This window comes from Micromonospora zamorensis (assembly GCF_900090275.1).
Taxonomy (GTDB): domain Bacteria; phylum Actinomycetota; class Actinomycetes; order Mycobacteriales; family Micromonosporaceae; genus Micromonospora; species Micromonospora zamorensis.
The window spans coordinates 2615819-2642003 of the sequence record NZ_LT607755.1 but is presented as its reverse complement, the minus strand read 5'-3'; the positions used below and the strand labels follow the sequence as shown (position 1 = coordinate 2642003).

24 protein-coding genes are annotated in these 26185 nt (G+C 71.9%); 13 read left to right on the top strand and 11 right to left on the bottom strand.

Going from position 1 to position 26185, the window contains the following annotated elements:
* Positions 1 to 76: 76 nt before the first annotated feature.
* The 5 genes from GA0070619_RS11300 (at position 77) to ctaD (ending at position 5726) form a co-directional block, all read left to right on the top strand.
* Positions 77 to 1060: a glucosyl-3-phosphoglycerate synthase gene (locus GA0070619_RS11300; RefSeq protein ID WP_231927464.1), complete on the top strand. Its 984-nt coding sequence runs from the start codon at positions 77 to 79 to the stop codon at positions 1058 to 1060.
* A gap of 22 nt (positions 1061 to 1082) precedes the next feature.
* Positions 1083 to 2240: a glycosyltransferase gene (locus GA0070619_RS11295; RefSeq protein ID WP_088948017.1), complete on the top strand. Its 1158-nt coding sequence runs from the start codon at positions 1083 to 1085 to the stop codon at positions 2238 to 2240.
* 93 nt (positions 2241 to 2333) lie between these two features.
* The gene (locus GA0070619_RS11290) at positions 2334 to 2792 is read left to right on the top strand and encodes a DUF4383 domain-containing protein (RefSeq protein ID WP_088948016.1); all 459 of its coding nucleotides are present in this window, start codon (positions 2334 to 2336) and stop codon (positions 2790 to 2792) included.
* Between the two features lie 89 nt (positions 2793 to 2881).
* On the top strand, positions 2882 to 3610 hold the full coding sequence (locus GA0070619_RS11285) for an STAS domain-containing protein (protein ID WP_088948015.1): 729 nt from the start codon (positions 2882 to 2884) through the stop codon (positions 3608 to 3610).
* A gap of 124 nt (positions 3611 to 3734) precedes the next feature.
* A complete protein-coding gene (gene ctaD, locus GA0070619_RS11280) occupies positions 3735 to 5726 on the top strand; it encodes an aa3-type cytochrome oxidase subunit I (protein ID WP_088948014.1) in 1992 nt (663 codons plus the stop codon).
* A 66-nt stretch (positions 5727 to 5792) separates the two neighbouring features.
* Here the strand turns inward: ctaD and GA0070619_RS11275 are convergent, their stop codons facing one another.
* Entirely contained in the window at positions 5793 to 6935 is a 1143-nt protein-coding gene (locus GA0070619_RS11275) for a SigB/SigF/SigG family RNA polymerase sigma factor (protein WP_088948013.1), read from the bottom strand.
* A 223-nt stretch (positions 6936 to 7158) separates the two neighbouring features.
* Entirely contained in the window at positions 7159 to 8529 is a 1371-nt protein-coding gene (locus tag GA0070619_RS11270; RefSeq protein WP_088951721.1) for a hypothetical protein, read from the bottom strand.
* Between the two features lie 275 nt (positions 8530 to 8804).
* On the opposite strand from GA0070619_RS11270, the gene GA0070619_RS11265 reads away from it, so the two are divergent.
* Positions 8805 to 9035 (top strand): CDGSH iron-sulfur domain-containing protein, encoded by a 231-nt coding sequence (locus GA0070619_RS11265; protein WP_088948012.1) that lies wholly within the window; start codon positions 8805 to 8807, stop codon positions 9033 to 9035.
* 231 nt (positions 9036 to 9266) lie between these two features.
* On the opposite strand, the gene GA0070619_RS11260 is transcribed toward GA0070619_RS11265, so the two are convergent.
* From GA0070619_RS11260 to GA0070619_RS11250, 3 genes are read right to left on the bottom strand one after another with little or no spacing between them, the layout of a single operon-like run.
* Positions 9267 to 10370, bottom strand: a complete 1104-nt coding sequence (locus GA0070619_RS11260) for an iron-containing redox enzyme family protein (RefSeq protein ID WP_088948011.1) — start codon at positions 10368 to 10370, stop codon at positions 9267 to 9269.
* Positions 10371 to 10419: 49 nt separating this feature from the next.
* Entirely contained in the window at positions 10420 to 12174 is a 1755-nt protein-coding gene (locus GA0070619_RS11255; protein ID WP_088948010.1) for a thiamine pyrophosphate-binding protein, read from the bottom strand.
* A complete protein-coding gene (locus GA0070619_RS11250; RefSeq protein ID WP_088948009.1) occupies positions 12167 to 13291 on the bottom strand; it encodes a baeRF2 domain-containing protein in 1125 nt (374 codons plus the stop codon). Before GA0070619_RS11250 ends, GA0070619_RS11255 begins: the two co-directional genes overlap by 8 nt.
* Positions 13292 to 13433: 142 nt before the next feature.
* Between GA0070619_RS11250 and GA0070619_RS11245 the strand changes: the two genes are divergently transcribed.
* Positions 13434 to 13982 carry a hypothetical protein gene (locus GA0070619_RS11245; protein WP_172862027.1) on the top strand — a complete coding sequence of 183 codons (549 nt, stop codon included), beginning with the start codon at positions 13434 to 13436 and terminating at the stop codon, positions 13980 to 13982.
* Between the two features lie 50 nt (positions 13983 to 14032).
* Here the strand turns inward: GA0070619_RS11245 and GA0070619_RS11240 are convergent, their stop codons facing one another.
* The gene (locus tag GA0070619_RS11240; RefSeq protein ID WP_088948007.1) at positions 14033 to 14371 is read right to left on the bottom strand and encodes a DUF3817 domain-containing protein; all 339 of its coding nucleotides are present in this window, start codon (positions 14369 to 14371) and stop codon (positions 14033 to 14035) included.
* Between the two features lie 155 nt (positions 14372 to 14526).
* Between GA0070619_RS11240 and GA0070619_RS11235 the strand changes: the two genes are divergently transcribed.
* Positions 14527 to 16005 carry a glutamate--cysteine ligase family protein gene (locus GA0070619_RS11235; protein ID WP_088948006.1) on the top strand — a complete coding sequence of 493 codons (1479 nt, stop codon included), beginning with the start codon at positions 14527 to 14529 and terminating at the stop codon, positions 16003 to 16005.
* A 30-nt stretch (positions 16006 to 16035) separates the two neighbouring features.
* Here GA0070619_RS11235 and GA0070619_RS11230 read toward each other — a convergent pair whose 3' ends face one another.
* The 4 genes from GA0070619_RS11230 to GA0070619_RS11215 form a co-directional block, all read right to left on the bottom strand.
* On the bottom strand, positions 16036 to 16422 hold the full coding sequence (locus GA0070619_RS11230; protein ID WP_157743977.1) for a DUF2267 domain-containing protein: 387 nt from the start codon (positions 16420 to 16422) through the stop codon (positions 16036 to 16038).
* A gap of 269 nt (positions 16423 to 16691) precedes the next feature.
* Positions 16692 to 17864, bottom strand: coding sequence for a zinc-dependent alcohol dehydrogenase (locus GA0070619_RS11225; protein WP_088948004.1), 1173 nt, complete (start codon positions 17862 to 17864; stop codon positions 16692 to 16694).
* A gap of 28 nt (positions 17865 to 17892) precedes the next feature.
* A complete protein-coding gene (locus tag GA0070619_RS11220; protein ID WP_088948003.1) occupies positions 17893 to 18843 on the bottom strand; it encodes an SRPBCC family protein in 951 nt (316 codons plus the stop codon).
* 165 nt (positions 18844 to 19008) lie between these two features.
* The gene (locus GA0070619_RS11215) at positions 19009 to 19515 is read right to left on the bottom strand and encodes a DUF6584 family protein (protein ID WP_088948002.1); all 507 of its coding nucleotides are present in this window, start codon (positions 19513 to 19515) and stop codon (positions 19009 to 19011) included.
* Positions 19516 to 19641: 126 nt separating this feature from the next.
* Here GA0070619_RS11215 and GA0070619_RS11210 point away from each other — a divergent pair, with 126 nt between their 5' ends.
* The 4 genes from GA0070619_RS11210 to GA0070619_RS11195 all read left to right on the top strand — a co-directional run bounded on the left by GA0070619_RS11210 (position 19642) and on the right by GA0070619_RS11195 (position 23889).
* On the top strand, positions 19642 to 20196 hold the full coding sequence (locus GA0070619_RS11210) for a sigma-70 family RNA polymerase sigma factor (RefSeq protein ID WP_088951720.1): 555 nt from the start codon (positions 19642 to 19644) through the stop codon (positions 20194 to 20196).
* Positions 20183 to 21391, top strand: a complete 1209-nt coding sequence (locus tag GA0070619_RS11205; RefSeq protein WP_088948001.1) for a WD40/YVTN/BNR-like repeat-containing protein — start codon at positions 20183 to 20185, stop codon at positions 21389 to 21391. Before GA0070619_RS11210 ends, GA0070619_RS11205 begins: the two co-directional genes overlap by 14 nt.
* A gap of 80 nt (positions 21392 to 21471) precedes the next feature.
* The gene (locus tag GA0070619_RS11200) at positions 21472 to 21834 is read left to right on the top strand and encodes an SCP2 sterol-binding domain-containing protein (RefSeq protein ID WP_088948000.1); all 363 of its coding nucleotides are present in this window, start codon (positions 21472 to 21474) and stop codon (positions 21832 to 21834) included.
* 3 nt (positions 21835 to 21837) lie between these two features.
* Positions 21838 to 23889: an amylo-alpha-1,6-glucosidase gene (locus GA0070619_RS11195; protein ID WP_088947999.1), complete on the top strand. Its 2052-nt coding sequence runs from the start codon at positions 21838 to 21840 to the stop codon at positions 23887 to 23889.
* 36 nt (positions 23890 to 23925) lie between these two features.
* On the opposite strand, the gene GA0070619_RS11190 is transcribed toward GA0070619_RS11195, so the two are convergent.
* Entirely contained in the window at positions 23926 to 24864 is a 939-nt protein-coding gene (locus GA0070619_RS11190; protein WP_088947998.1) for a helix-turn-helix domain-containing protein, read from the bottom strand.
* A gap of 94 nt (positions 24865 to 24958) precedes the next feature.
* On the opposite strand from GA0070619_RS11190, the gene GA0070619_RS11185 reads away from it, so the two are divergent.
* Complete coding sequence (locus GA0070619_RS11185; RefSeq protein WP_088947997.1) at positions 24959 to 26005, top strand: saccharopine dehydrogenase family protein; 1047 nt, start codon at positions 24959 to 24961, stop codon at positions 26003 to 26005.
* The last annotated feature ends 180 nt before the right edge of the window (positions 26006 to 26185 follow it).

The window sequence follows — 26185 nt, the reverse complement described above, 5'->3', positions numbered from 1 at the left end:
TGGGAAGTAACTGTGTCGCTATTTCCACGCACGAACGGAGGGGGTGCCCGTGCGGGATACGACCGTGTCACCGGTGGTGGAGGCGTGGGCCACGTACCGGACCACCTCGGCGGCGGACTGGCCGGCACGCCGGCTGCTACGCGCCAAGGGAGGGAGCCGGGTCAGCGTGGTGCTGCCGGCGCGCAACGAGGAGGCCACCGTCGGCGCGATCGTGTCGACCATCCGCGAGCACCTGATGGACCGGGTCGCCCTGGTCGACGAGCTGATCGTGGTGGACTCGCGGTCGACCGACCGCACCGCGCAGGTGGCCCGTGCCGCCGGCGCGGAGGTGGTCAGTCAGGACGAGATGACCCGAGGGCTGCCGCAGCTCACCGGTAAGGGCGATGCGCTCTGGGCCGGGCTCGCCGCCGCCGAAGGGGACGTGGTGGCATTCATTGACGCCGACCTGCGGGAGTTCCGCCCGCACTTTGTGAGCGGGCTGCTCGGCCCACTGCTCACCGACCCGTCGGTGGACTTCGTGAAGGGCTTCTACCACCGCCCGCTGGTGGGCAGCGCCAGCGTGGAGCCGGACGGCGGGGGCCGGGTGACCGAGCTGATGGCCCGCCCGCTGCTCAACCTCTTCTGGCCCGAGCTGGCCGGCTTCGTGCAGCCGCTGGCCGGCGAGTACGCCGGCCGCCGTGACGTGCTGGCCCGGGTGCCGTTCGTCTCCGGTTACGGCGTGGAGACGGCCATGCTGATCGACCTGCTCGAGCTGGTCGGGCTGGACGCGTTGGCCCAGGTCGACCTGGGCGAGCGCAAGCACCGCCACCAGGACACGGCGGCCCTCGGCCGAATGTCCGCCCAGATCATGCTGACCGCCTGGTCCCGGTTGCAGCGGCGCGGCTGGGCGGTCCCCGGCGCGACGCCGGAGGCGTTGCTGACCCAGTTCCGTCGCGGTGGGTCGGACACGCTGCCGCACCTGGACCGGGAGATCGTGGTCAGCGACGTGTCCATCGAGGAACGCCCGCCGCTGGCCGAACTGCGCCACCGCGTGCCCCGTCGCCGGGTGGCCGCCGCGTGAACGCCAGGAAGGGACGAGCGCGATGAGCCTCACCGTGTTGATGAACGCCGGTCCGTGGCTGTCCGTGCCGCCGCCCGGTTACGGCGGCATCGAGAACGTGATCGCCACGCTGGTGCCGGAGCTGCGGCGACTCGGCGTCCGGGTGGTGCTCGCCTCGGTGGGCAGCAGCACCCTGCCGGTGGACGAACAGATGTCGGTCTTCGACGACGGGCAGTTCGCGGCGTTGCAACGGCCGTACAACCAGGTCTGCGGGATCGCCCAGGCGCACCTGGCCGGTGTGGTCCGGGAGCTGCACTCCCGCGACGACATCGACCTGGTGCACGACCACGTGGAGGCGGTCGGCCTGGCCACTCTCGCCGCGATGGGTCCCGCCGGCCCGCCGACCCTGCACACCCTGCACTGGGACCTGGCCAAGCACCCCGCGCTCTACGGCGGGCTGGACGGCGGTGACCGGGTCCGGGTCAACGGCGTCTCCGCGTCGCAGCTGGCCCGCGCCCCGCTCGCGTTGCGGGAACACTCGGTGGGGCACGTGCACCTGTCCACCCCGCTCGCCGTGGACGCCGACCGGCGGCCCCGACCGGAGAAGGGCGAACACCTGCTCATCCTCGGTCGGATCAACCCGGGCAAGGGGCAGGACGTGGGTGCCCGGCTGGCACACCGGGTCGGGTTCCCACTGGTCCTGGCGGGGCCGGTCGGCCCGTACCATCGGCCCGCCGATCTGGCTGCCGCGGGCGACGAGGCCCGGCAGAACCCGGACGTGCGGTTCTTCCTCGACGAGGTGGCGCCGCACGTCGACGGTGACCTGGTCCGCTGGATCGGCACCGTGGCCGGTCAGGAGCGGGACGACCTGCTCGCCAGCGCCCGCGCGTCGCTGTTCCCGTTGCGCTGGGAGGAGCCCGGTGGCACGGCGGTGGTCGAGTCACTCGCCCTGGGCACGCCGGTGGTGGCGACCGCCCGGGGCTGCCTGCCGGAGCTGATCGAGCACGGCCGCACCGGGCTGCTCACCACCGACGAGGAGGAGCTGGGCGACCTCGTGGTCGCCGCCGACCTCCTCGATCCCGACGAGTGCCGGCGGGTGGCCGCGCAGCGTTTCACTCCGGCGGTGATGGCCCAGCGCTACGTCGAGCTGTACGAGCGGGTCCGCAAGCTGTCCAGCGCGCCGAGGCTGCTGCCGGCCTGAAGGTAGGCGCGGCGGTGTCTGGCGGCTGGTTTGTCGGCGTCGACAGCGGGTAGGCGGCAGCGCTCATGCCCGCCGCGCAGCGAGGAGCCGGGAATGGTCGGACCGATGGCCCACTCCCGGGCCCGACCCAACCCGGCCGACGGCAAGCCGCTGGTCCGGCGGGCGGCGGCGACGGTCGGGGTGCTGTTCCTGCTGATCGGTGTGCTCGGCTTCGTGCCGGGGATCACCAGCGGCACCAACGACCTGCGCTTCGCCGGCCACGGCTCGGGCGCCTTCCTGTTCGGCGTCTTCCAGGTGTCGGTGCTGCACAACCTGGTGCACCTGGCGTTCGGGGTGGCGGGGCTGGTGCTGGCGCGGACGGTCACCGGTGCGCGGGCGTTCCTGGTTGGCGGCGGCGCCGTCTACCTGGTGCTCTGGCTGTACGGGCTGGCGGTGGACCACGACACCGGGGCGAACGTGCTGCCGGTGAACGACGCCGACGGCTGGCTGCACCTGGGCCTGGGCATCGGCATGATCGCGTTGGGCCTGCTGACCGGGCGACCCCGTCGGTGACCTGCCTCGCCCTCGGCACCGGGCCCGTTTGATCCGCTTCGACCTCGGGTAGTGGTGAGATCCCGACCCCCAGCGAATCGAGGGCACCAATGTCGAGCCGGATCACCTGCGAGGTGCGCACCACGGCACCGGTGGCGGTCGTCCGACTCACCGGCGCCCTGGACCTGGGCACCATGCGGTCGGTGCACCACGCGCTCCGCGACGCGCTGGTCGACCAGCCGGACGCGCTGGTGGTCGACATGGCCGAGGTCGACGTCAAGGACCGGCTGGCCCTGTCCGTCTTCGCCGCGACGGCCCGTCGGGCCGAGGAGTGGCCGGGCGTGCCGGTGGTGCTCTGCGCCCCGTCGCCGGTCGCCGCCCGTTGGCTGTCCGAGTCGACGACGTGCCGGGTGGTCCCGGTGTCCCCCGACTGCGCGGAGGCGACCCGGGTGGCGGGCACGACGTCCCCGTTGCGGATGCGGGCCCGACTGGAGCCCGTTGCCGGCGCCTGCCGGCGAGCCCGGGAGCTGGTCACCGAGGCGTGCGCGCGCTGGAACCTGCCGGACGCGTCCGGCCCGGCGGCCCTGGTGCTCAGCGAACTGGTCGGCAACGTGGTCCGGCACGCCGGCACGCCGATGCAGGTGACGGTGACCCTGCGCCGGCCGTATCTGCACCTGGCCGTGGTGGACGGCAGCAGCGCCCAGGCCCGGGAGGGCGGGACGAACCTGCACGCCGAGGGCGGGCGGGGGTTGCTGCTGGTCCGGGAGCTCACCCAGCGCTGGGGCAGCGTGCCGGCCGGTCAGGGCAAGGCCGTCTGGGCGATGCTGCCCGCGACCTGAACGATGGCGGTAGGTGCGCCGGTACTGGCGATCTGACCGAAATTACCGCTCTGGGCTGGTTACATGGGGAGAGGGTCGGGTAGGCACGCCCGTCCTTTCTGCCGTCACGACGGGGTGAGCAACCATGCCCAAGCGGGTAACCACGGAACCCGGTCGAGATCGGGGCCCGGCGATCCTGGCTCCGGCCCGCTTCGGGGGCTTCCCCGGACAGGTACGCGCGCCGGTCCCCGGCAACTCGTTACTCAAGTTCCTCGCCACCACCGACCACAAGCAGATCGGCCTGCTGTATCTGCTGACCTCCTTCGCCTTCTTCGTGTTGGCCGGCCTGGAGGCGATGGTGATGCGGGCCGAGTTGGCCCGCCCGGGGATGCAGTTCCTGTCCCCGGAGCAGTACAACCAGCTCTTCACCTCGCACGGCGCGGTGATGCTGCTGCTGTTCGCCACGCCGGCGGCCTTCGGGTTCGCCAACTACATCGTGCCGATCCAGATCGGCGCGCCGGACGTGTCGTTCCCCCGCCTCAACGCGCTGGCCTACTGGTTGTACCTGTTCGGCGGGCTGATGGTGGTCGGCGGCTTCCTCACACCGCAGGGGTCGGCCGACTTCGGCTGGACCGCCTACACCCCACTGAGCAGCGTCGAGAACTCCCCCGGGGTGGGCGCGAACATGTGGGTGCTCGGCCTGGTCGTGTCCGGGCTCGGCACCATCCTCGGCGCGGTCAACCTGATCACCACGATCCTGACCCTGCGCGCCCCCGGCATGACCATGTTCCGGATGCCGATCTTCACCTGGAACATGCTGTTCACCAGCGTGCTGGTGATCCTCGTCTTCCCGCTGCTGGCCGCCGCGCTGCTGGCGCTCTCCGCCGACCGGTTGCTCAACGCTCACGTGTACGACGCGGCGACCGGCGGCCCGATGCTCTGGCAGCACCTGTTCTGGTTCTTCGGCCATCCCGAGGTCTACATCATCGCCTTGCCGTTCTTCGGCATCATCACCGAGGTCATCCCGGTCTTCTCCCGTAAGCCGATCTTCGGCTACACCGGGCTGGTGCTCGCCACCATCGCGATCACCGTGCTGTCCATGACCGTGTGGGCGCACCACATGTTCGCCACCGGGCAGGTGCTGCTGCCGTTCTTCAGCATCCTCAGTTACCTGATCGCGGTGCCCACCGGCGTGAAGTTCTTCAACTGGATCGGCACCATGTGGAAGGGCCAGCTCACCTTCGAGACACCGATGCTGTTCGCCATCGGCTTCCTGGTCACGTTCCTGCTGGGTGGCCTCACCGGCGTGCTGCTGGCCAGCCCGCCGGTCGACTGGCACACCCACGACAGCTACTTCGTGGTGGCGCACTTCCACTACGTGGTGTTCGGCACCGTGGTCTTCGCGCTCTTCGCCGGCTACTACTTCTGGTGGCCCAAGATGACCGGGCGGCTGCTCGACGAGCGGCTCGGCAAGTTGCACTTCTGGACCATGTTCATCGGCTTCCACGGCACCTTCCTCGTGCACCACTGGCTGGGCAACGAGGGCATGCCCCGGAGGTACGCCGACTACCTGCCCAGCGACGGCTTCACCACCCTGAACACCATCTCCACGATCTTCTCGTTCATCCTCGGCGCGTCCACCCTGTTCTTCATCTACAACGCGTGGAAGTCCTGGCGGTACGGGGCGATGGTGACCGTGGACGACCCGTGGGGCTTCGGCAACTCTCTGGAGTGGGCCACCAGCTGCCCGCCGCCGCTGCGCAACTTCGACCGGATGCCCCGGATCCGGTCGGAACGGCCGGCGTTCGACCTGAAGTACGGCCCGCTCGTCGCCGACCTGGGCCGGGATCTGCCGCAACGCACCACCAAGCCGCCGCAGCAGTTCAGCGACGAGCTGCGGATGGAACACCACGCCCCGGAGTCGCCGTCGGCCGAGGGCGCGCACGGCGCCACCGAGGCGGCCGAGTACCAGCCGGCGCCGCGGTCCGGGGCACGGCCGGTGGACGTGCCGGACCCGGACGGCGTCCGCCGGCCCAGCTTCGAGGAGAGCGACCCGCCCGAGGACGCCGACGACGCGCCGAAGCCGCACGAACGCTGGCGCCACCCGCACAGCGACGGCAACCCCGAGGAGCGCTGACCAGGGGTACGCGCACAGAAGGGCCGACACCCGGTGGGTGTCGGCCCTTCGCCCGTACGTGTGCGGTCAGTCCCGGGCCGGCGCCAGGCCGGCGGCGGTGAGCGAGCGGCGCACGGCGGGCTGCACCCGGGTCAGCCGCAGCGGCACCCCGGTCCGCTCCGCCGCGTCCCGTCCGGCCATCAGCGCGGCGATCCCGCCGGCGTCGAAACCACCCGCGCCGACCAGGTCGACGACCACCTCGCTGGGCTGGCCGGTGACCGCCTCCAGCATGGCCCGGCGCAGCTGGTCCGCGCCGTCGCGGTCGATCTCGCCGCCGACCTCGACGACCACCCGGTCGCCGTTCTGCTTGACCGAGATCCGGGTCTTGCCCGGGTCGGGCTCGGCGGCGCCGTTCTGCCACGGGGGCGGCGCGTCGGCGAGCATTGCCTGGCGCAGCCAGGTGAGCGCCCGCGACAGCAGCCGGGACACGTGCATCTGCGAGATGCCGAACCGGGCGGCGATCTCCGCCTGGGTCTGGTTGCCGTAGAACCGCATCGCCAGGATGCGCCGCTCACGCCAGGGAAGCCGGTGCAGCAGGCCGCTCACCGTGACCCGGTCGTCGACGGATTCGAGCGCGTTGTCCGACTCGCCGACGAGGTCCCCGAACTCCGCGGAGCTCTCCCCGCCCACCGGGGCGTTGAGTGAGGCGGGGCTGTAGCCGGCCGCCGACTCCAGCGCGGCGAGGATCTCCGCCTGCGGGGTCTCCAGCCGGGCCGACAGTTCGGCCACCGACGGGGCTCGGGACAGCTCGCTGGTCAACGCGGCGGTGGCCTGCCCCACCTCGAGGATGAGGTCGCGCAGCCGGCGGGGCACGTGTACGCCCCAGGTCCGGTCCCGGAAGTGTCGTTTGATCTCGCCCACGATGGTGATCGCGGCGTACGCGGTGAACGAGCCCCGTTCCGGGTCATACCGGTCGACGGCGTTGACCAGCCCCAGCCGGGCCACCTGCTCCAGGTCCTCCAGCGGCTCTCCACGACCCCGGTACCGGCGGGCCAGTCGCCCGGCGAAGGGCAACGCGAAGCGAACCAGGTCGTCCCGGGCCTCTCCCCGCCGCTCCGGTGGCAGCCCTTCGATCCGGGCCGCGTACGCCAGTGCCGCCGCGTCGAGATCCTCCAGACCTCGCTCGGTGGGTGGTGGTGTGGTCGTGGTCGTACTCGTCTGTCCGAACATCCGCGCCTCCCTCAGGAAGGTCCCCCGCCCGGATCGGGAAACCGGTCGTGCGCGTGGTCGAGCCACGCACCGGGCCGGAAAAGTGGGTCAGTGACTGGGATGCCAGCGGGCGACACCGCCTCTACGCAGCGCAATCAGGCCGTCGCAGCCAGCGATGTTCCCGCTCCGTAGGTACTCAATCACGGGACCCCGGGTTCGCGAGGATGTTTCGGCGTGCTCCGCCTCAGGAGACCAGCAACCCCTGGTGGCCGCCGCTGTCGCGGAGCACTGCCAACGCCTCGGCGGCCCCCAGCGGGGGCGGCACGGGCAGGTCGTACGGCTGGGCACGCATGACCTCGGTGGCCCGGCGGGTGGGCACGGAGGTCACCGGGTAGCCGCGGGCGCTGGTCCGGTCCAACGCCCGACGCCGTCGCCCGAACCCGGCCACGGCCAGCCACTGGGGCAGCCCCGCCAGCGCGGGCGAGCGCATCCCGGGCGGCTCGGGCAACACGTCCACCGAGCTGAACGCCTCGCTGCCGGCCAGCCACCACTCGGCCTCGTCGACGGTGCGCCGGGTGGCGTTCTCACACCAGTACGGCACCAGCCCCGCCCGCACCACCTGCCACGGGTCGAGCAGCCGGCCGCATTCCACCACCAACCGGTCACCGGTCTTGCCGGCGCCGCGCAGCCACCGCCGGTACAGGTCGGCGACGCCCGCGCTCAACGCCGCCGGTCGGGGCACCAGCAGCCGGTGCAGCGGGTGCTCGTGGCGTGCCGACCAGTCCCGCGCGGCCGTCTCGAAGCCCGGGTCGACGCCGTGCTCGGCGTGACCCGACGGCACGGAAACCTCCGGCGGCTCCCACCGGGCCACGCTGCCGCCGACGGAGCGCAGGACCTGCCGCAGCGCGTGGCTGTCCGGGTGGAAGTCCACCGGGTCCAGCCCGCTGGCGGGGCAGCCGACCTGGAAGCTGTGCCCAGCGTTGCGCTCCAGGACCGGCCAGGTGCGCGCGTCGTGGACCAGCAGCACCGGTGCGCCGGGGAGCAGGCGGTCGGCCAGGAACTGCGCGTACGCGGCCGGCAGGGCCCTCCACGCGGCGGTCAGCGCCACTGTCGCGCCGGCCAGAGCGCCTCGGCTGGCCGGGCAGTGCACCTGCCGCAGGTGCAGGTCGGCGTTGCCGGCGAGCAGCCGGGTGGCGAGTGTCGCGCCGTGCTCCAGGGCGGCCGCCGGGCGGTCCACCGCTCCGTCGGACCAGTGCACGATCATGTCGAAGCCGGCCGGCAGCAGCGGCACGCCGAGGGCTACCGCGAGGTGTGCCGCACCGCCGTGCGGAGAGCCGATCAGCACTCCCGGGTAGCGCCGGCGGGGGTACTGGTCGACGAACCAGCGGGCCACCCGGGCGGCGTCCACCTCGTCGGCCTGGGCCACGGTCAGCGCGACCCGACCGGCGGCGCGGGTGACCGCGGCACGGCGTACCGGCTCGGGCGCACCGGGGAACCGCGACGTCGGGCCGGTCTGGCCCAGGTCGGCGCAGTCCACCCCGCGCAGCGCCCGGGCGGTGGCGGCGACCAGAACCCGGGCGGCGCTGCCCGCGGCCACGACCCGGTCGCCGGCCATACCGGCGCCATCGGCCGTCAGCCCCTTGTGCACCTTGTGCACCGGGCCCACCTTGCCTCGTTCGCTCACCACGCGGCCCGGCTTCCCGTCCCGATGGGGTTCAAACGGGGCATCACCCACCCGGCGGCACATTCCGCCGGTCGGCGGGGTGCGCCGGTCATCCTCGGCGTTCGGCGACGATCGGCGGGAGCGGGCCGGCAACGGCCTTCTCCCATGTGCCGGAACACGGCGGCGGGACGTGTTTCGCCCGGGCCAGGGCGGGCACTTCCGGGGCCATGCGCACCGAGGACACCAGCGAGCCACCCGCCGCCACGATCACCCCGTACGAGGACGGGCCGCTGCTGGTCCGCGGCGACTTCGAGCTGGTCACGCCGGACGGCGAGCGCATCGACGCGCGCCGGGGCACTGTTGCGTTGTGCCGGTGCGGCAAGTCGGGGCTCAAGCCGTTCTGCGACGGCACCCACAAGGCGATTAACTTCCGCGCGGGCACCACCCGCGAGGGGTGACCCCGCGTCGCCTCGTCACGTAGCGAGAGCGCGCCCGGACGGCCCAGACCATAGGCACGACGCCACCTTTGCTCTGCACCCATCCACGCACCGGTTACGGAGCGTGTGTGGCGCGTGGGCGGGTGCAGAGCAAAGGGAGCGGCAAGCCCTCACCCAACGGCCGGCGCTCTACGCAGACCCCACACGATTGGATCTGATCCGTCGGCTTCCGGGTGTGACGAGCCCTTCGGATCAGACGAGCGCGGGCGGGGCCGGCGGGGTCAGAGCGGCGGGCGCGGCCACGGCGATCGAGACGGTCGGCGGCACGGTTGGCGGGGCGGGTGGCCGCAGTGAGCTGCGACCGGCGGCCCAACTGTCCAGCAGGTGCCCGGCGAACAACCGGTCCACCGCGAGCCCGGCCGCCGCGCCGAAGAGCACGTCGGGGGCGAGGTCCGGCTCGACACGGACCAGGCCGCCGCACATGTCGTGCGCGGCGATCTGCTCGTGCACCGCGTCGGCCTCGACGTGCTCGTCGTAGAAGCGGGTGGCGACCTCGTCGAAACCGAGGCGGCGTAGCCCGTTGCCGTAGCGGCGGTTCGGCAGCGAGGACGTCATCTCGAACGCGGCCAGGTGCCCGAGCAGCGCTCCGCGCAGCCGTCGGTGCAGGCCGAAGAGCGACATCAGGTTGTTGGTCGCCAGGGTCACCGCCGGCACGGCGTCCAGGTGAGCGGCGTACGCGGTGTCCAGCCCCAGCCGGTCGAGGGTGCGGCGGAACAGCTCGGCGTGCATCCGGTCCAGCCGGCCGTTGCCGTACTCGTCGGTCTGGATCTCCACGAGCGCGGCCTTGGCCGGGCCGCCCAGGCGGGGCAGCGCCCAGCTGTGCGGGTCCGCCTCACGCAGGTGGTAGACGGAACGGTGGACGACGAACTCGCGGAACTGGGTGAGGTCGGCACGTCGTTGCAGCGTGGCGGCCAGCGGCGGGCCGTCGTCGGCCGCGACCAGCTCGGTCAGGCCGGCAGCCACCCCGGCGGCGGGCACCGTCGGCGTCCCGACCAGCCGGCGCAGTGCCGCCTCGAAGATCCGTTCGCAACGGGCGCGCAACGCGAGCAACGTCGGCTGCCACTCCCACGAGTCGTCCACCCCGAGCCAGCCCCGGTAGTGCAGCTCGTAGCAGAGGAACAGGGTCAGTTGCAGGTCCTCGTCGGTGATCGGGTCCGCCGGGTCGGGGTCGACGCCGAGACCGGTCGGCAGGTCGTGCGGCGGGCGCCGCAGAGCCTCGACCACCGCCGCGGAGAGCGGGCCACGCGGCCGCGGCAGGATCGCCGGGCCGTAGCGGCGGTCAGCGGTCTCGGACATGGGACCTCCAGCATCGTCGGGCCGCTTCTGATGCCCTGGCCCAAGCCGACTAAACGAGGTCGTCGGCGTTCGCGGTGAGCGTCACCTGCTCCCGGACCTTCCGGGCGGGAGCGCCTTCGGCATACAGGCCGCGCAGGTCGGCGAACGCCGGTTCCGGCGGCGCCAACGACACCGCCGGGTCGACAACCGCCTCGAGTACGCAGGGGCGGTCCGCCGCGAGGGCCTCGTCCCAGGCCGCGCCGACCAGCTCCGGGCGGTCCACCCGCACCCCGTGCAGCCCGAGCAGCCGGGCCCAACCGGCGTACGGCACGTCGGGTCGACGGCGGGTCGGGTCGGTCGACGGCTCACGCCCGCCACCCATGCCGTTCTGGTCGCGGTTGTTGAGCACCAGCACCACCAGCCGAGGATCGCGCCACTGCTGCCAGTGGTGCGACACGGTGATCAGCTCGGCGAGCCCGTTGAGCTGCATCGCCCCGTCGCCGACCAGCGCGATCACCGGTTGGTCGGGGGCGGCGAGCTTGGCGGCCACCGCGTACGGCAGGGCACAGCCCATCGAGCCGAGTGTGCCGCACAGTTGAGCTTTCACCCCCGGCGGCAGGGTGAGGTGCCGGGCGTACCAGTAGAGGACCGAGCCGACGTCGACCGCGACCGCGCCGCTGCCCGGCATCCGGGCGGACAGCTCCTGGAGGACGAGCTGTGGGTTGACCGGGTCGGCGGGCGCGGCGACCCGCTCGGCGGCGACCTCCCGCCATCGGTCCACCGAGCTCTCCACGGTGGCGCGCCACTGCTGCTCGGGCCGTCCGCGCAGGCGGTTCAGCAGCGCCCGCAGCGTTTCGGCGGCGTCACCGACCAGCGGCACGTCGGCCGGGTAGCGAGTGCCGATCCGGCGACCGTCGATGTCGATCTGCACCGTGCGGGCCTGCTCGGGCATCGGGAAGTAGTCGGTCCACGGGTCGTTGGTGCCGACCATCAGCAGCGTGTCGCAGCCACCCATCAGCTCGGCCGCCGCCGGGGTGCCGACCTCGCCGAGCACCCCGGTGTGAAACGGCAGCCGCTCGTCGAGGACCGGCTTGCCCAGCAGTGAGGTGGCCACCCCGGCGCCGAGCCGGTCGGCGATCTCGATGATCTCGGGGGCCGCGTCCCGACCGCCCTGCCCCACCAGGATCGCGACGCGCTGGCCGCCGCCGAGCAGTTGCGCGGCGGCATCGAGGTCCACCTCGTGCGGCAGCACCCGGGCCAGCGGCTCACCCGGGGTCGCCGTGATCACCCCGGCGGCGTACGTCTGAAGGTCGGGCACCACGGCTTCCTGCAACTGCCGGGGCAGCACGACGCAGGTCGGGCTGCGCGTCGCCGCCGCCGTACGGAACGCCTGGTCCAGCAGCGCCCCCACGTCCTCCGGGCTGCGGCCGTAGCGGACGAACTGGTTGCACACGTCGCCGAAGAGGCGACTCAGCCCGATCTCCTGGTGGGCGCCGCCGAGCGGCCCGGAGATGTCCTCCCCGACGATCGCCACCACCGGCTTGCTGTCCAGCTTGGCGTCGTAGAGGCCGTTGAGCAGTTGGACGGCGCTGGGCCCCTGGGTGGCGAGGCAGACCCCGATACCGCCGGTGAACTTGGCGTGCCCGGTGGCCATGAACGAGGCGGTTTCCTCGTGCCGCGCCGGGATGAACGCCGGCTCACCGCCGGTGCGGTCCAACGCCTCGACCAGCGGGGCGATCGCCTCACCCGGAAATCCGAAGGCGCGGGGCACCCGCCAGGCCAGGAGCCGCTCCACCACCAGATCCGCGACCCGCCGCTCAGCCATTCTCGCGCCCCGGTGTGCTGGGGTCGACGTAGCGCAGCACCGCGCCGACGCCGTCGGTGAGCTCGGGCGCCTCCTCGGGGCCCAGCACGGTCAGCGCCGCGTCGGTGCCGACGAGTGCCCGGACGAGTGCCGCGTCGGCGCGTACCCGCTGCGGGTCGGTCACCGACATCGCGGCCAGCTGCCCCGGGTCGACGGCGATCTCGGTCGGCTCTGCGCCGATCCACAGCTCGCCGTTGGCCGACGGGTCGTCCACGATGATCATGGTGTCCACCTGGTTGCGTTGCAGGGCCGAGACGACCGCGTCGAGCCCGCCGCCCACGTCCTCCTGCACACCGAACCTGTCCAGCGCGGCGCTGATCCGTTGATCGGCGACCTCCGCGATGGTCTGCACGGTGAGGTCGTCCAGCATCGTCTGGTCGGCGCCACCGGCCCGGGACCCGGCGTCCGTGCGGACCACGAGGTCCTGCCACCGCTCCGGCATCTGGGCGGCGATCATTCCGGTCGCCCGGACGTCACCGGCGACGACCACCACGTCCGCGCCGACACGGTCGGCCAGGTCCACGGTCGCCGCTGTCACGTCGCCAGCGTTCTGGTGCCACGCTTCCATGGCCGCCCGCTGATAACGCGACTGGGACCACCCGCCGGGCTTCGCGCGCCGCAGCGGGAACTCGTCCCGGCCGGCGACGTGCGCCCGCCGGGGCACCCCGCCGGCGCTGACCGCCATCGCGTCGGCGCCCAGCCGGTCGGCTAGCACCCGCACCCAGGCCACCTGTTCGCCCCGCTGGGCGAGCAACGGCATCACGTGCGGAAGCGGCGCGAAACTGGCCAGATCGCGCAGTGGTGGCGCGGACAGGTACTCGGAGAGCACCACCCGGCCGTGACTGGCGAAGACCGCCAGACCGTAGTCCCCGACCATCGGGTCGTGGCCACGGATCACCCGGTCCAAAGCGGCGATGCTCGCCTCGTCGGCTCCCTGTTCCATCAGCCGGCGCTCCAGGGCGCGCCAGCGTAGGTCCAGGGCGGGATGGGCGTCCTCCGTGTCCGCGGAGGCGTCCAGATACACCGAGCACCACGGCCCGGGACGGTCGTAGAGCGGGCGCAGGAAGGACAGCTGCATGCTCGACCCCTTTCCAGCTCGGCCCCCCGCTTACCCGGGTCGCCCGGGATGTCACCTCGTGGCCGTGAGCCCGTGACCAGGTTTCATTCACGTCGTTCAACTGAGGACGTCGATACGATCTGTGAACACATGCGGACTCTCGGTGGTGGGAATGGACAGCGGACTTGAAACCCGACGGATCGTGCACCCGACGGAGCGCATCGTCACCGGGCGGTTGATCCGCCTGCTCGACGGCTACACGCGCGAGGTGCGCATCGGGCAGCCGGTGCTGGTGGCGGTGCTCGCGGCGGCGGCGTTCGCGCGGCTGCCCGCCCTGCTGCTGCGCTCGCTCTTCTCCTTCGGCGGTGGCGGCACCCGCCGGCGCTGGAAGCAGTTGAAGCAGGGTCCGGAATATCTGGTCACGCCGGTGCGACTGCGTAACACCGCAGGGCAGCTCTGCGAGGTGGAGCTGCACGGTCACCTGCCGCAGAGCGCCCTGCACCCGGCGGACCAGGTGCAGCTCACGCTGCGCCCGCAGCGAGACCCGGAGCTGCCGCCCCGGATCGAGCGGATCGTCAACCTCACGACCGGGCAGCTGCTGACCCCGCGTACCGCGACTCTCTGGTCGCACCTCGGGCCGCCGCTGCTGTTGCAGGCGTTCCTGGGCGCGCTGCTGCTGGCCGGCGTCGTGGCCTGCTCCGCGCTGACCTGACCGCTCAGGCAGGCGGCCGGCGGGTCAGCCGACCGGGGCGGGTTGGCGGCTCAGCCGACCGGGGCGGGCTCGCGGGCCGGTTGGCGGTCGACGCCGAGCATCCCCCGGCGGCGGGCCCAACGCTCGAAGGCCAGGGTGGCGAACGGCGGCACCGCGCTGGCCAGAGCCACCGCCGTGGCCAGCAGGCTCCACCGGCGCAGCCGGGCCACGGCCAGCACCAGCAGGGCGTACGCGACGAAGAGGCCGCCGTGGATCGGCCCGAAGATCTTGACACCCAGCTCGTTGTCCGGCGGGCCGTACTTGACCAGCATGCCGACCAGCAGGGCCAGCCAGGAGCAGGCCTCGGCGATCGCCGCCGCGACGAACAACCGGGTCACCTTCTCGCGCATCCGCACGCCACCACCTCTCAGGGCCGCAATGCTATCGGGGCGGCCTGACTGGGCTATCAGGGCGGGCAGGTGGGTAGGAAGGGACCATCGGGTCTTTCCCCGCCCGCCCCGGACGTGCGAGGTTAGGGGGGACCAGCGGTGACAAGGTGGTGACCATGGGCGAGGACGTCGGCGTACGAACCTTCAGTCGAGAAGACCGGGCCCGTTATCGCGACAAGGTCCGCCGCTGCCTGGACGTCTTCGCCGAGATGCTGCGCGAGTCCCGTTTCGACGTGGACCGCCCGCTGACCGGCGTGGAGATCGAGCTGAACCTCGTCGACGAGGCGTCGAATCCGGCGATGCGCAACGCCGACGTGCTGGCGGCCATCGCCGATCCGAGCTTCCAGACCGAGTTGGGCCAGTTCAACGTCGAGATCAACGTGCCGCCGCGCCGGTTGACCGGCACCGGCACCGCCGACTTCGAGGAGTACGTTCGGGCCAGCCTCAACGCCGCTGAGGTGAAGGCCCGGGCGATCGGCGCCCACATGGTCATGATCGGCATTCTGCCAACACTGCGCCCGGAGCACCTGACCGCCGAGACGCTCTCGGCCAACCCCCGCTACAAGCTGCTCAACGAGCAGATCTTCGCGGCCCGCGGTGAGGATCTGCCGATCGCCATCAGCGGCGTGGAGCGGCTGGCCGTCACCGCCGACACGATCACCCCCGAGGCGGCCTGCACCAGCACCCAGTTCCATCTGCAGGTCAGCCCGGCCCAGTTCGCCGACTACTGGAACGCCGCCCAGGCGATCGCGGGCATCCAGGTCGCGGTCGGCGCGAACTCGCCGCTGTTCTTCGGCCGGGAGCTGTGGCGAGAGACCCGCATCCCACTGTTCCAGCAGGCCACCGACACTCGGTCGGAAGAGATCAAAGCCCAGGGGGTACGCCCCAGGGTCTGGTTCGGCGAACGTTGGATCACCAACGTGTTCGACCTGTTCGAGGAGAACGTGCGCTACTTCCCGGCGCTGCTGCCGGTCTGCGACCCGGAGGACCCGACGCAGGCCCTTGCGGCCGGTGAGGTGCCCAGTCTCGCCGAGCTGCGCCTGCACAACGGCACCGTCTACCGGTGGAACCGCCCGGTGTACGACGTGTCGCGCGGCCGACCGCACCTGCGGGTGGAAAACCGGGTGCTGCCCGCCGGCCCGACCGTGCTGGACACCATCGCCAACGGCGCCTTCTACTTCGGACTGGTCCGCGCCCTCGCCGAATCGGACCGGCCACTGTGGTCACAGATGTCGTTCAGCGCCGCCGAGGAAAACTTCACCAGCTGCGCCCGGCACGGCATCGACGCGCAGGTGTTCTGGCCGGGCCTCGGCTACCTGCCGGTGACCGAGCTGGTGCTGCGCCGGTTGTTGCCGATGGCGCATCACGGTCTGGACCGGTGGGGGCTCGACCCGGCCGAGCGCGACCGGCTGCTCGGCGTCATCGAGCAGCGCTGCCTGACCAGTCGCAACGGCGCGACCTGGCAGGTGGAGACGCTGCACCGACTGGAGTCCGCCGACCACCTGGACCGGCCGGAGGCGCTGCGCGAGGTGGTCCGCCACTACGTGGACCTGATGCACAGCAACCGACCGGTGCACGAGTGGCCCATCCCGTGAGCGCCCCGGGTGGCCCGATCCGTGCGGGGCTCAGCCTCGCGGGGTGGGAACACCGAAGAGATCGGTGATGCCGCCGGGAAGCTGGGCGAGCAGGTCGTGTCGCTCGTCGTCGTCGAGCGCCTCGGCGACGGTACGCAGCACCGCCTGGGCGTGTTGACGCACATGGTCCGCGTTCGCGACCTGCTCGCGGTCCCCGACCTTCTTCAGGAACTCGCCAACATCCCACCGACGGCCCTCCGGATTGCGAGTGACGGACCCGCTCAACCGCTCCGGTAGCTGTGCCGCCAGGTTGTCGGCCTCCCGTCCGGCGAGCCGTTCACCGAGCACCGACAGGACGGCCTGCACGGACCGCACTGCCTCGTTCTCACCGAGACCAGCGCGCTGTCGTACCGTGGCGATCATCTGCTCGTACTCCATGCTCCGCTCCTTCGGTCTCCTCGACATGCCGTCAGGCCTGCCTGCGGACGAACGGGGCGAGTTCCCCGGCTCCCTGGCCACAAACGGGGTCACGCTCGGATCAGGACTCCCCGCCATCGGCGGGCGGGGCCTCACAAAACATGCCAGTCACGTCGCGCGCGCAGGGCGAGCTGCGGTGGTGGTCGGCTCCTATGGAGCTGAATCGTTTACGACATCAGCTCCACAGGCAGCGCGCGAGGCACTCCCCCGCCGGCAGACCTGACCGTCGGTCAGACCTTGAGCAGCACCTTCGTACAGTCGTCCTGCTTCTTCTGGAAGATCTTGTAGCCCTTCGGGGCGTCGCGCAGCGGCATGCGGTGGCTGACGATGAAGCTCGGGTCGATCTCGCCGCGCTGGATGCGCTCCAGCAGCGGCCGCGTGTAGCGCTGGACGTGGCACTGACCGGTCCGCATGACCAGTGAGCGGTTCATGAACGCGCCCATCGGGAACTTGTCGACGAAGCCGCCGTACGCGCCGACGACCGAGACCACCCCACCCGAGCGGCAGGCGAGGATCGCCTGGCGCAGGGCGAACGGCCGTTCCGTCTCGACCCGGGCGACCTGCTTCGCCCGGTCGTACGCGTACATGGCGGCGTTGCCGTGGTGGCCTTCCAGGCCGACCGCGTCGATGCACGCGTCGGGCCCCCGGCCGGCGGTCATCTCGTTGAGGGTGTCCAGCACGTCGGCCTGCTCGTAGTTGATCGTCTCGGCGCCGGTGTGCTCCTCGGCCAGCCGCAACCGGTACGGGAACCGGTCGATGACGATCACCCGCTCCGCGCCGAGCAGCCGGGCGCTGGCCGCGGCGAGCAGCCCGACGGGCCCGGCGCCCCAGATCGCGATGACCTGACCGGGTTTGATGTCGCACATCTCGGCGCCCATGTAGCCGGTCGGGAACACGTCGGCGAGCATGACCGCCTGGTCGTCGCTGACCTCGTCGGGCACCTTAAGCGGGCCGATGTCGGCGAACGGCACCCGGGCGTACTCGGCCTGGCCGCCGGCGTAGCCGCCGAGCAGGTGGGAGTAGCCGAAGATGCCGGCCGGCGAGTGCCCCATGATCTTCTCGGCGATGCCGGCGTTGGGGTTGGAGTTCTCGCAGACCGAATAGAGGCCGCGCTGGCAGGACGAGCAGTGCCCGCAGGCGATCGGGAACGGCACCACCACGCGGTCGCCCGGTTTCAGGTTACGGACCTCCGGGCCCACCTCGACCACCTCGCCCATGAACTCGTGGCCGAGGATGTCGCCCTTGCGCATCGCCGGGATGTAGCCGTGGTAGAGGTGCAGGTCGGAGCCGCAGATCGCGGTGGTGGTGATCCGGACGACCGCGTCCCGGGCGTTCATGATCTTCGGGTCGGGCACGTCGATCACCTTGACGCTGTCGGTGCCCATCCAGGCGGTGGCCTTCATGGTCGGTCCCTTTCGGATGCGTGGACGGTCAGCGGCGCGACGACGGCAGCGGCTGGGCGGGACGCTGCATGGCCTGCTGGCGTACGGAGATGCCGTTGGGGCTGCCCTCGGAGCGGACCACCTCGCCGGTCTCCAACACCTGCTTGAACCGGCGCAGGTCGTCGCGGACCTGCTGCTCGGGCTCCTCGCCGAAGAGCTTCGCCACCACCCGCCCGAGCGCGCCGGCCGGAGGCGCGTACCGCAGCTCGACCCGGACCTCGGTGCCCCGGTCACCGGGTGCGGGCACGAACCGGACCCGCCCGGCGTTCGGCACCCGGGTGCCCGGCAGCGAACGCCAGGTGATCGACTTGTTCGGCTGGTCGTCGATGATCTCGGCGTCCCACTCGACGCGGTGGCCGGCCGGGCCACGAGCGATCCAGTGCGAGCGGCGCAGGTCGTCGGCGCGTACGGACTCCAGGTGCGCCATGAACCGGGGAAGGTTCTCCATGTCCCGCCAGAACCGGTACGCCTCGGCGGGTGAACGGTTGACGGTCACGGCGATCTCCATCCGGATCATCCGGGCCCGGGCCCGTTGGGCCCGCCCGATCCGCACGGCGGAGAGCACGTCGACGGCGGTGATGCCGGCGATCGCGAGGGTGCTCAGCGCGACCCGGCGGCGTCGTTCACCGCTGCGGTCCGCGAGTGCCCTCCCGAGCAGGGTCAGGTCCATGACGTCGCCGGCCACCCGGCTCCAGGCCCAGCCGGCGGGGCGACGGCCGCTGAGCAGGCCGGCGGCGCTGCCCAACTCCCGGAGGCCCACGGCCGGGAGCACGGCCCGCGCGGACGGGGAGTCGTCCACCCCGGTCAGTCGCGCGACAGGTCCGGGCGCGACCAGGGCGCCCACGCCCAGCGCCAGGCTCAGCAGGCCCAGGGCGCTCGGCAGCGTCGCCGGCACCGGCCCGTCCAGCTCGGGCAGGAGCACACTGTCGATCCGGGTCATGCCTGGTCCCTTCCGGTGGACGTGACCGCCGGTCCGCCGGCGGAACGGCGGTGGTCCCGCCCCCGTGACGCTATGCCGTAGGCGTGACGTGCGCGCCCGGTTCGGGGTAGAACGCCCGATGCGGGCAGCGCGGGCGGACGCTCCTGCCACGACTGCTCCGCTTGCCTACCACGCCCAGCGGAGCACGGTGATCAGGCCGACGACGGTGAGCGCCACCAGGACCAGACCGGTCAGCCCTGCGACCAGGCAGCCCAGCGCGTCCCACCGTGAGCTGTGCTCCTCCGGCCGGGGGCCGGCCTCGGTCCAGGTGACCGGGGCGGGGCCTTCCCGCTCGGCCTGCTCGGCCAGCCGGCCGAGCCGCGCACCCGCCACCGGCCCGAGCCGGTCGGTGGGGTCGGGGGTCACCGTCAGCAGGCGCACACGTTGCCAGGCACTCGGGTAGGACCGCTCGAACGCGGCGATCTCCTGCGCGCTGGCGTCCTCGGTGAGGAACCCCCACCGCCCAGCCTCGGCCACGTTGCCCACCTGCCGGTAGAGGGCGGCACGGCGGGCGCGCAGCTCCAGGTCGTCGGGGTACGCGGCGTTCAGGCTCGCCAGGCGCTGCATCGCGGGGTGGACGTGCCCCCGCCGCAGATCGGCCTCGACCTTCGCCAGAACGTGCGCTCTCGCCATGGCCGACATTCTGAGCGGTACGCGTGCCGCACCGACAGCCGAATATCACCGGGCCACATATTCTGGCCGGCCACCGGAACCTTCTTCCCGGCCCGTTGGTGGGAGTGGTGGAGAAGGGGGGTGACGGTGTCCGACGGTGATCTGATCTCCGAGCTGTACGCCGGCTGTTTCCGACGCCTGGTGGTCCAGCTGTACGCGGTGACCGGCGACCTGACCGAGGCGCAGGAAGCGGTCCAGGAGGCGTTCACCCGGGCGCTGGTGTCCCCACGGCGCTTCGCCGCGCTGGAGAACCCGGAGGCGTGGTTGCGCCGGGTCGCGGTGAACTGGGCCCGCAGCCGGTACCGCCGCCGCCGGGTGCTCGACGGGTTGCTGCGCCGCATCGGCCCGCCGCCGGCTGTCGCCGACCACTCCCCGGAGCACCTCGCCCTGCTCGCCGCCCTGCGTGTGCTGCCGGAGGGGCAGCGGCACGCCCTGGCTCTGCACTACCTCGTCGACCTGCCGGTGGACGAGGTCGCGGCCACGCTGGGCGTCTCGTCAGGCACGGTGAAGTCCCGGCTGTCGCGGGGCCGGGTCGCCCTGGCGGCGCTGCTCGCCGACACCGACACCTCCGACGCCACCAGCACTGGCACCAAGTGCGCCTCCGACGCTACGGAAACCGGGAGGATCGATGTCCGGTCGTGAGTTCTCCGGGTTCGACATGAACACCCTGACCGAGGCCGTGTCGCCACCGCACTTCGACGCGCTGCGGTCCACCGCCCGGTCCCGCCGACACCGGTCGGTCGCGATGGTGGCGGCTGCACTGGTCGCACTGGCCGGGCTGGCGGTCCTGCCGCTGGTGGCGGGGGCGGACGGCGCGGACCCGGTGGTCCCCGCGCAACCGTCGCCCGTGCACGGGGACAACTTCACGCTGACCGGGCCCGAGTCAGGGGTCGACGTCGACGTGTCGGAGGACGGCTGCGTCGTGCGCTTCGCCTACACCGGCGACCGCGGCCGGACCTGGTCGGACTGGGACGCGGCCCGGTTCCAGGGCAGCAGGTGTGTGGCCAGTTCCCGCACCGCGACACCGTCCGGTCCCGTCGAGGTCTCCGTGCTCAGTGACCGGTCCTACCTGGTGAGCGACGTCGGGCTGCCCCGTCTCTCCACCGACTACGGTCGCACCTGGCGGGACGGGAATTCCGCGATCGTTCCCGTACCCCGATTCCCGGCGACGGCCCGGCCGGTCTTCTGCGGGTTCGGTTGTGAGCCACTGTCCGAACCACTCGCTGTGGATCCGGCGAACGGGACCGTGTACCGCCTCACCACGGCACCCTCGTGGCGTCCACTGTTCAGCCTCTACCCCGCTGCCGGAGGCGCCATCTGGGCGGTGTACCGGATGGGGGGCGTCTCGGGGTCGACCGTCGCCCGCAGCGCCGACAGAGGCGCGACCTGGACCACCTGGGACGCGGGCGACGACGCGAACGTGCTAGCGGTGGTCGGGCTCGACGACCGGGAGGGGTACGCGCTGGCGGAGCCACGGACCACGAGCGGCGGGATGCGGCTGCTGCACACCACGGACGGCGCGAAGACCTGGACGGACACCGGTGCCGACCTGCCGCAGCGGACGTGGGACCTCACGGTGGGGTCGGACGGCTCCCTGCTCGCGATCACCACCAACGGGGGCACCGAGCCGAACGAGCTCGCGCGGCTCCTGGTCAGCCGGGACGACGGGCGGCGCTTCACGGTCGCGCGTGATTACGGCACGGTTGTCGGGTCGGTCAGTGTGGTGCCCGGCTACGCCTGGCTCTTCGGGCGCGACGACGGGTCGACGGGCGAGCCGGACCATCTGATCGTCACCACGGACGCGACCACCTGGACCCGCTTCACGCTGAAACCCTGAAAACCGCGCGCCGCCCGGAGTTAACAGTGACCCGTACCGGGTAGCCGGCATCCGCTGCTACCGGCGGTCGGGGAGGTGGGATGACGGCGACGAGCGCCTTCTTCGAGCGGTTGACCGTTGCCGGCCGTGACCCGCGGTTCAGCAAGGTCTGCGGGAGCGTGCGGTTCGACATCCGGGACGGGGGCCACCTGGAGCAGTGGCTCCTGGACATCGATCATGGCCGGATGCGGGTGACGAGGAGCGGTGGTCCCGCCACCACCGTGATCCAGGTGTCCGCGCAGGTCGCGGACGCGATGGCACGCGGTGAGGTGAACGGCCTGGCGGCGATCACCCGCGGCGACATCCTGGTCGACGGTGACCTCGGCCTGGCACTGCGACTCGGGCGACTCTTCCCGCGCGAGGCGGGGCCGCTTCAGCGCGACGACCGCGACAGCGGCAGGTGACCGATGAGGGACATCGCGGGCACTGTGGCGTGCATCGACGGGAACACCTTCATGGTGTCCGACTCCAGTGGCGATGTGGAGTCGTCCCCGGCCACGCCGGTCGGGTTGTTCGCCGCCGACACCCGCTTCCTGTCCCGCTGGATGCTCTTCGTCAACGGCGAGTGCATGACCGCACTGTCGGTGGACGACAGCCAGTACTACGAGGTCACGTTCTTCGTGGTGCCGGGCGCGGCGGTCGACTACGTGCAGGCCGACCTGTCGGCCATCCGGCGCCGGCGCATCGGCCCGGACCTGACCGAATCGCTGACGATCTTCAACTACGGCGACCGGGACACCGACCTCGACGTACGGCTGGAGGTGGCAGCCGACTTCGCCGACATCTTCGAGATCAAGTTCGACGTCGGTGAGAAGGCCGGCACGCACTACACCCACGTGGGCCCGAACGAGTTGCGCCTGGGCTACCGGCGCGGCACCTACCAACGTGAGGTGGTCGTGTCGGCGAGTGAGCCGGCCGAGTTCGACCCGAACGGCATCCGCTTCCGGGTCCGACTGCGCCCCGGCGAGCAGTGGTCGACGCAGCTACAGGCTGACATGAGGGCGCTGCGTCCGGACGGCGTCGACCTGCGCTCGGCTCTGCGGGCTCAGCGGCCGGACGACTCCACACTGCCCACCAGCCTGCGGGCCTGGGTCGAGGGCGCACCGACGCTGGACACCGACAGCGTCGCCCTCCAGCAGGTGTACCACCGCAGCCTGGTGGACCTGGCGGCGCTGCGCTTCGCACCGCTCTCGCTCAGCGGCGCCGCCGTACCCGCAGCCGGGTTGCCCTGGTTCATGACCCTGTTCGGCCGCGACAGCCTGCTGACCTGCCTGCAGACCCTGGCCGTCACCCCCTCGTTGACCCCACCGACGCTGCGGATCCTCGGGTCGCTGCAGGGCGTCCGCACCGACGACGTGTTGGAGGAGGACCCCGGCCGGATCCTGCACGAGCTGCGCTACGGGGAGTCGGCCGCGTTCGAGGAGCAGCCGCACTCCCCCTACTACGGCACTGTGGACGCCTCACCACTGTTCGTCGTGCTGCTCGACGAGTACGAGCGGTGGAGCGGCGACACGGCGCTGGTGACCGAGTTGGAGCAGGAGGCGCGAGCGGCCCTGGCGTGGATCGACCAGTACGCGGACCTGACCTCCACCGGCTACATCTGGTACCAGCGACGCAACCGCGCCACCGGCCTGGACAACCAGTGCTGGAAGGACTCCTGGGACAGCATCTCCTACGCCGACGGGCGGCTGCCGGGCTTCCCGAGGGCCACCTGCGAAACTCAGGGGTACGCCTACGACGCCAAGATCCGGGGAGCGCGGCTGGCCCGTACCGTCTGGAATGACCCGGACTTCGCCGACCAGTTGGAGCGCGAGGCGGCGGCGCTGTACGACCGCTTCAACCGGGACTTCTGGTTGGAGGACCGCGGCTACTACGCCCTCGCGCTCGACCACGACGGCACTCCGGTCGACAGCCTGTCGTCCAACATCGGGCACCTGTTGTGGAGCGGGATCGTGCCGCCGGAGCGGGCACCGCGGGTCGTCGAACACCTGATGGGTCCCAGACTCTTCTCCGGTTGGGGTGTGCGCACCTTCGCCGAGGGGCAGGGCCGTTACAACCCACTCGGCTATCACAACGGCACGGTCTGGCCGTTCGACAACTCGTTCATCGCCTGGGGTCTGCGCCGGTACGGGTTCACCGCCGAGGCGGGCCGCATCGCCGAGAGCATCCTCTCCGCCGCCACCTACTTCGAGGGCCGGCTGCCCGAGGCGTTCGGTGGGTTCGACCGCGACACCACCCGGTACCCCGTCCGGTACCCGACTGCCGGCAGCCCGCAGGCGTGGTCCAGCGGAGCGTGCATGCTGCTCATCCGCACCATGCTCGGCCTCGATCCGCACGAGGACCACCTGGCCGTGGCCCCCGCGCTACCGGCCGCCTTCGGGCGGATCGCGCTCCTGGACATTCCTGGCCGCTGGGGCAAGGCCGACGCCTTCGCGCGTCACCGCCCCGACCAACCCTGACCAGCCCTGGGGTGATGATCAGGGCAGGCGGCGTCCTCAGACGCTGCGGAAGGTGCGCCGGTAGGCGTCCGGCGGCACGCCGAGGGTGCGGTGGAAGTGTCGCCGCAGTGTCGTGGCGGTGCCCAGGCCGGCCGCCTCGGCGATGACGTCGATGCTGTCGTCGGTGTTCTCCAGCAGCTCCTGGGCGCGGCGGATCCGCTGCGTCGACAGCCACAGCAGCGGGGTGGTGCCGGTGACCGCCCGGAAGTGCCGAGCCAGGTTGCGCGAGCTCATGTTCGCCTGCCGGGCCAGGTCCTCGACGGTCAGCGGTCGGTCCAGCCGTTGCAGGACCCAGGGGAACAGGGCGGCGAGCGGGTGGTCGTCGCGGGCGGGCACCGGGGTGGTGACGTACTGGGCCTGGCCGCCGGCGCGGTGCGGCGGCACGACCAGGCGGCGGGCGACGGCGTTGGCGACCGTCGAGCCGTGGTCGCGGCGGATCAGGTGCAGGCACAGGTCGATCGCGGCGGCCTTGCCGGCGGAGGCGAGCACGGTGCCGTTGTCGACGTAGAGCACGTCCGGGTCGACCCGCACCCGGGGGTAGCGGGCGGCCAGCGCCTCGGTGTGGGCCCAGTGCGTGGTGGCGCGCAGCCCGTCGAGCACCCCGGCGGCGGCCAGCACGAACGCGCCGGTGCACAGCGAGACCATCCGGGCGCCCGCCGCGTGGGCGGCGCGCACCGCGTCGAGCAGGTCGGGCGACACGTCCACGTCGACGTCCTCCACCGCAGGAATGATCACGGTGTCGGCGCGAGCGAGTCGGTCCAGCCCGTCGTCGGGCTCCATCTGGAACCGTCCCACCCGGACCGGGCCGGGGCCGCAGACCACCACCTCGTACCACGGGTCCGCCTGGCCGGTGGGGTCGCGGGCGAAGACCTCGCAGGCCATGCCCACCTCGAAGTGCAGCATCCCGTCGGTGGCGGCGATCGCGACAGTGGCCATGTCCGAAACTGTACGGGTCATGGCGTTCCCGACACTGGTCGGTCATCGGCCGCTGCTGGAGGCTGTACCCAGTCGATCTTCTCAGGGGGCAGCAATGGGTCAGAGTGTGGCGGTGTTCGGGGCGTACGGGCACACCGGACGGTTCGTGGTGACGGAGTTGCGCGAGCGCGGGTTCGTGCCGCTGCTGCTCGGCCGCGACGAGAGCAGACTGGCGGCGTCGGGGCTCGCCTACCGGGTGGCGTCGGTCGACGATCCGGCCTCGCTCGACCAGGCACTGATCGGTGCGGACGCGGTCATCAACTGCGCCGGCCCGTTCGCCTCGACCGCCGCGCCGGTGATCGAGGCCGCGCTGCGCGCCGGGATCCCGTACGTGGACGTGGCGGCCGAGATCGAGGCCAACGTCGACACGTTCGCGCACTTCAGCGAGCCCGCCCGTGCGGCTGGCATCGCGGTCGTTCCGGCGATGGCGTTCTTCGGCGGGCTCGGCGACCTGCTGGTCACCACGGCGATGGGCGACTGGACGTCGGCCGACGAGGCGCACGTCGCGTACGGACTGAGCAGCTGGCACCCGACGGCCGGGACGGTCGCCGCCGGCGCCGTCTCCCGCGAGCGCCGCGACGGTCGCCGGGTCCGCTACACCGGCGGCCGGTTGGAGTACCACGTCGACGAGCACGACCTGCCGAGCCTGGCGTGGGACTTTCCCCCGCCGCTGGGCCGGCGGCGGGTGCTCGGTGAATTCACCATGGCCGACGTCGTCACCGTCCCGAGCCACCTGGCCATCCCCGAGGTCCGCACCTACATGGCCGCTGATGCCGCCACCGACCTGGCCGCCGCGCAGGCACCGGTCGCGACCGACGAGTCGGGCCGCTCCGCGCAGACGTTCACCGTCGACGTCGTGGTGCGGCGCGGCGACGCGACACGACGTGTCGTCGCCACCGGCCGGGACATCTACGCGGTCAGCGCACCCCTGGCCGTCGAGGCGGTCCGCCGCATCCTCGCCGGTCAGACGAGGACGAGCGGTGTCGCCTCCGCTGGTGAGATCTTCGACGCGCCCGACTTCCTCCGCGCGCTGTCGCCGTCAGTTTCCGTCGACCGGCACCCCGACGAAAATCGGCCCGAACTCGTTACCCAGAATGCGTAATAATCCAATAGCCCGGCGCGCCGGAGACTTAAAAGAAAATTAAGACCACACGCGTGAAAAATTGTTATCCCGAGCGCCGGAGCCGGCCACCAGCGCCTTCGCGGAGCGGCCTCCTTAATTCTTTCCCCGCCAGTTGATGCAGGCTCCTGACGTGCACATACTTCTTCCGACCGGAGCGTT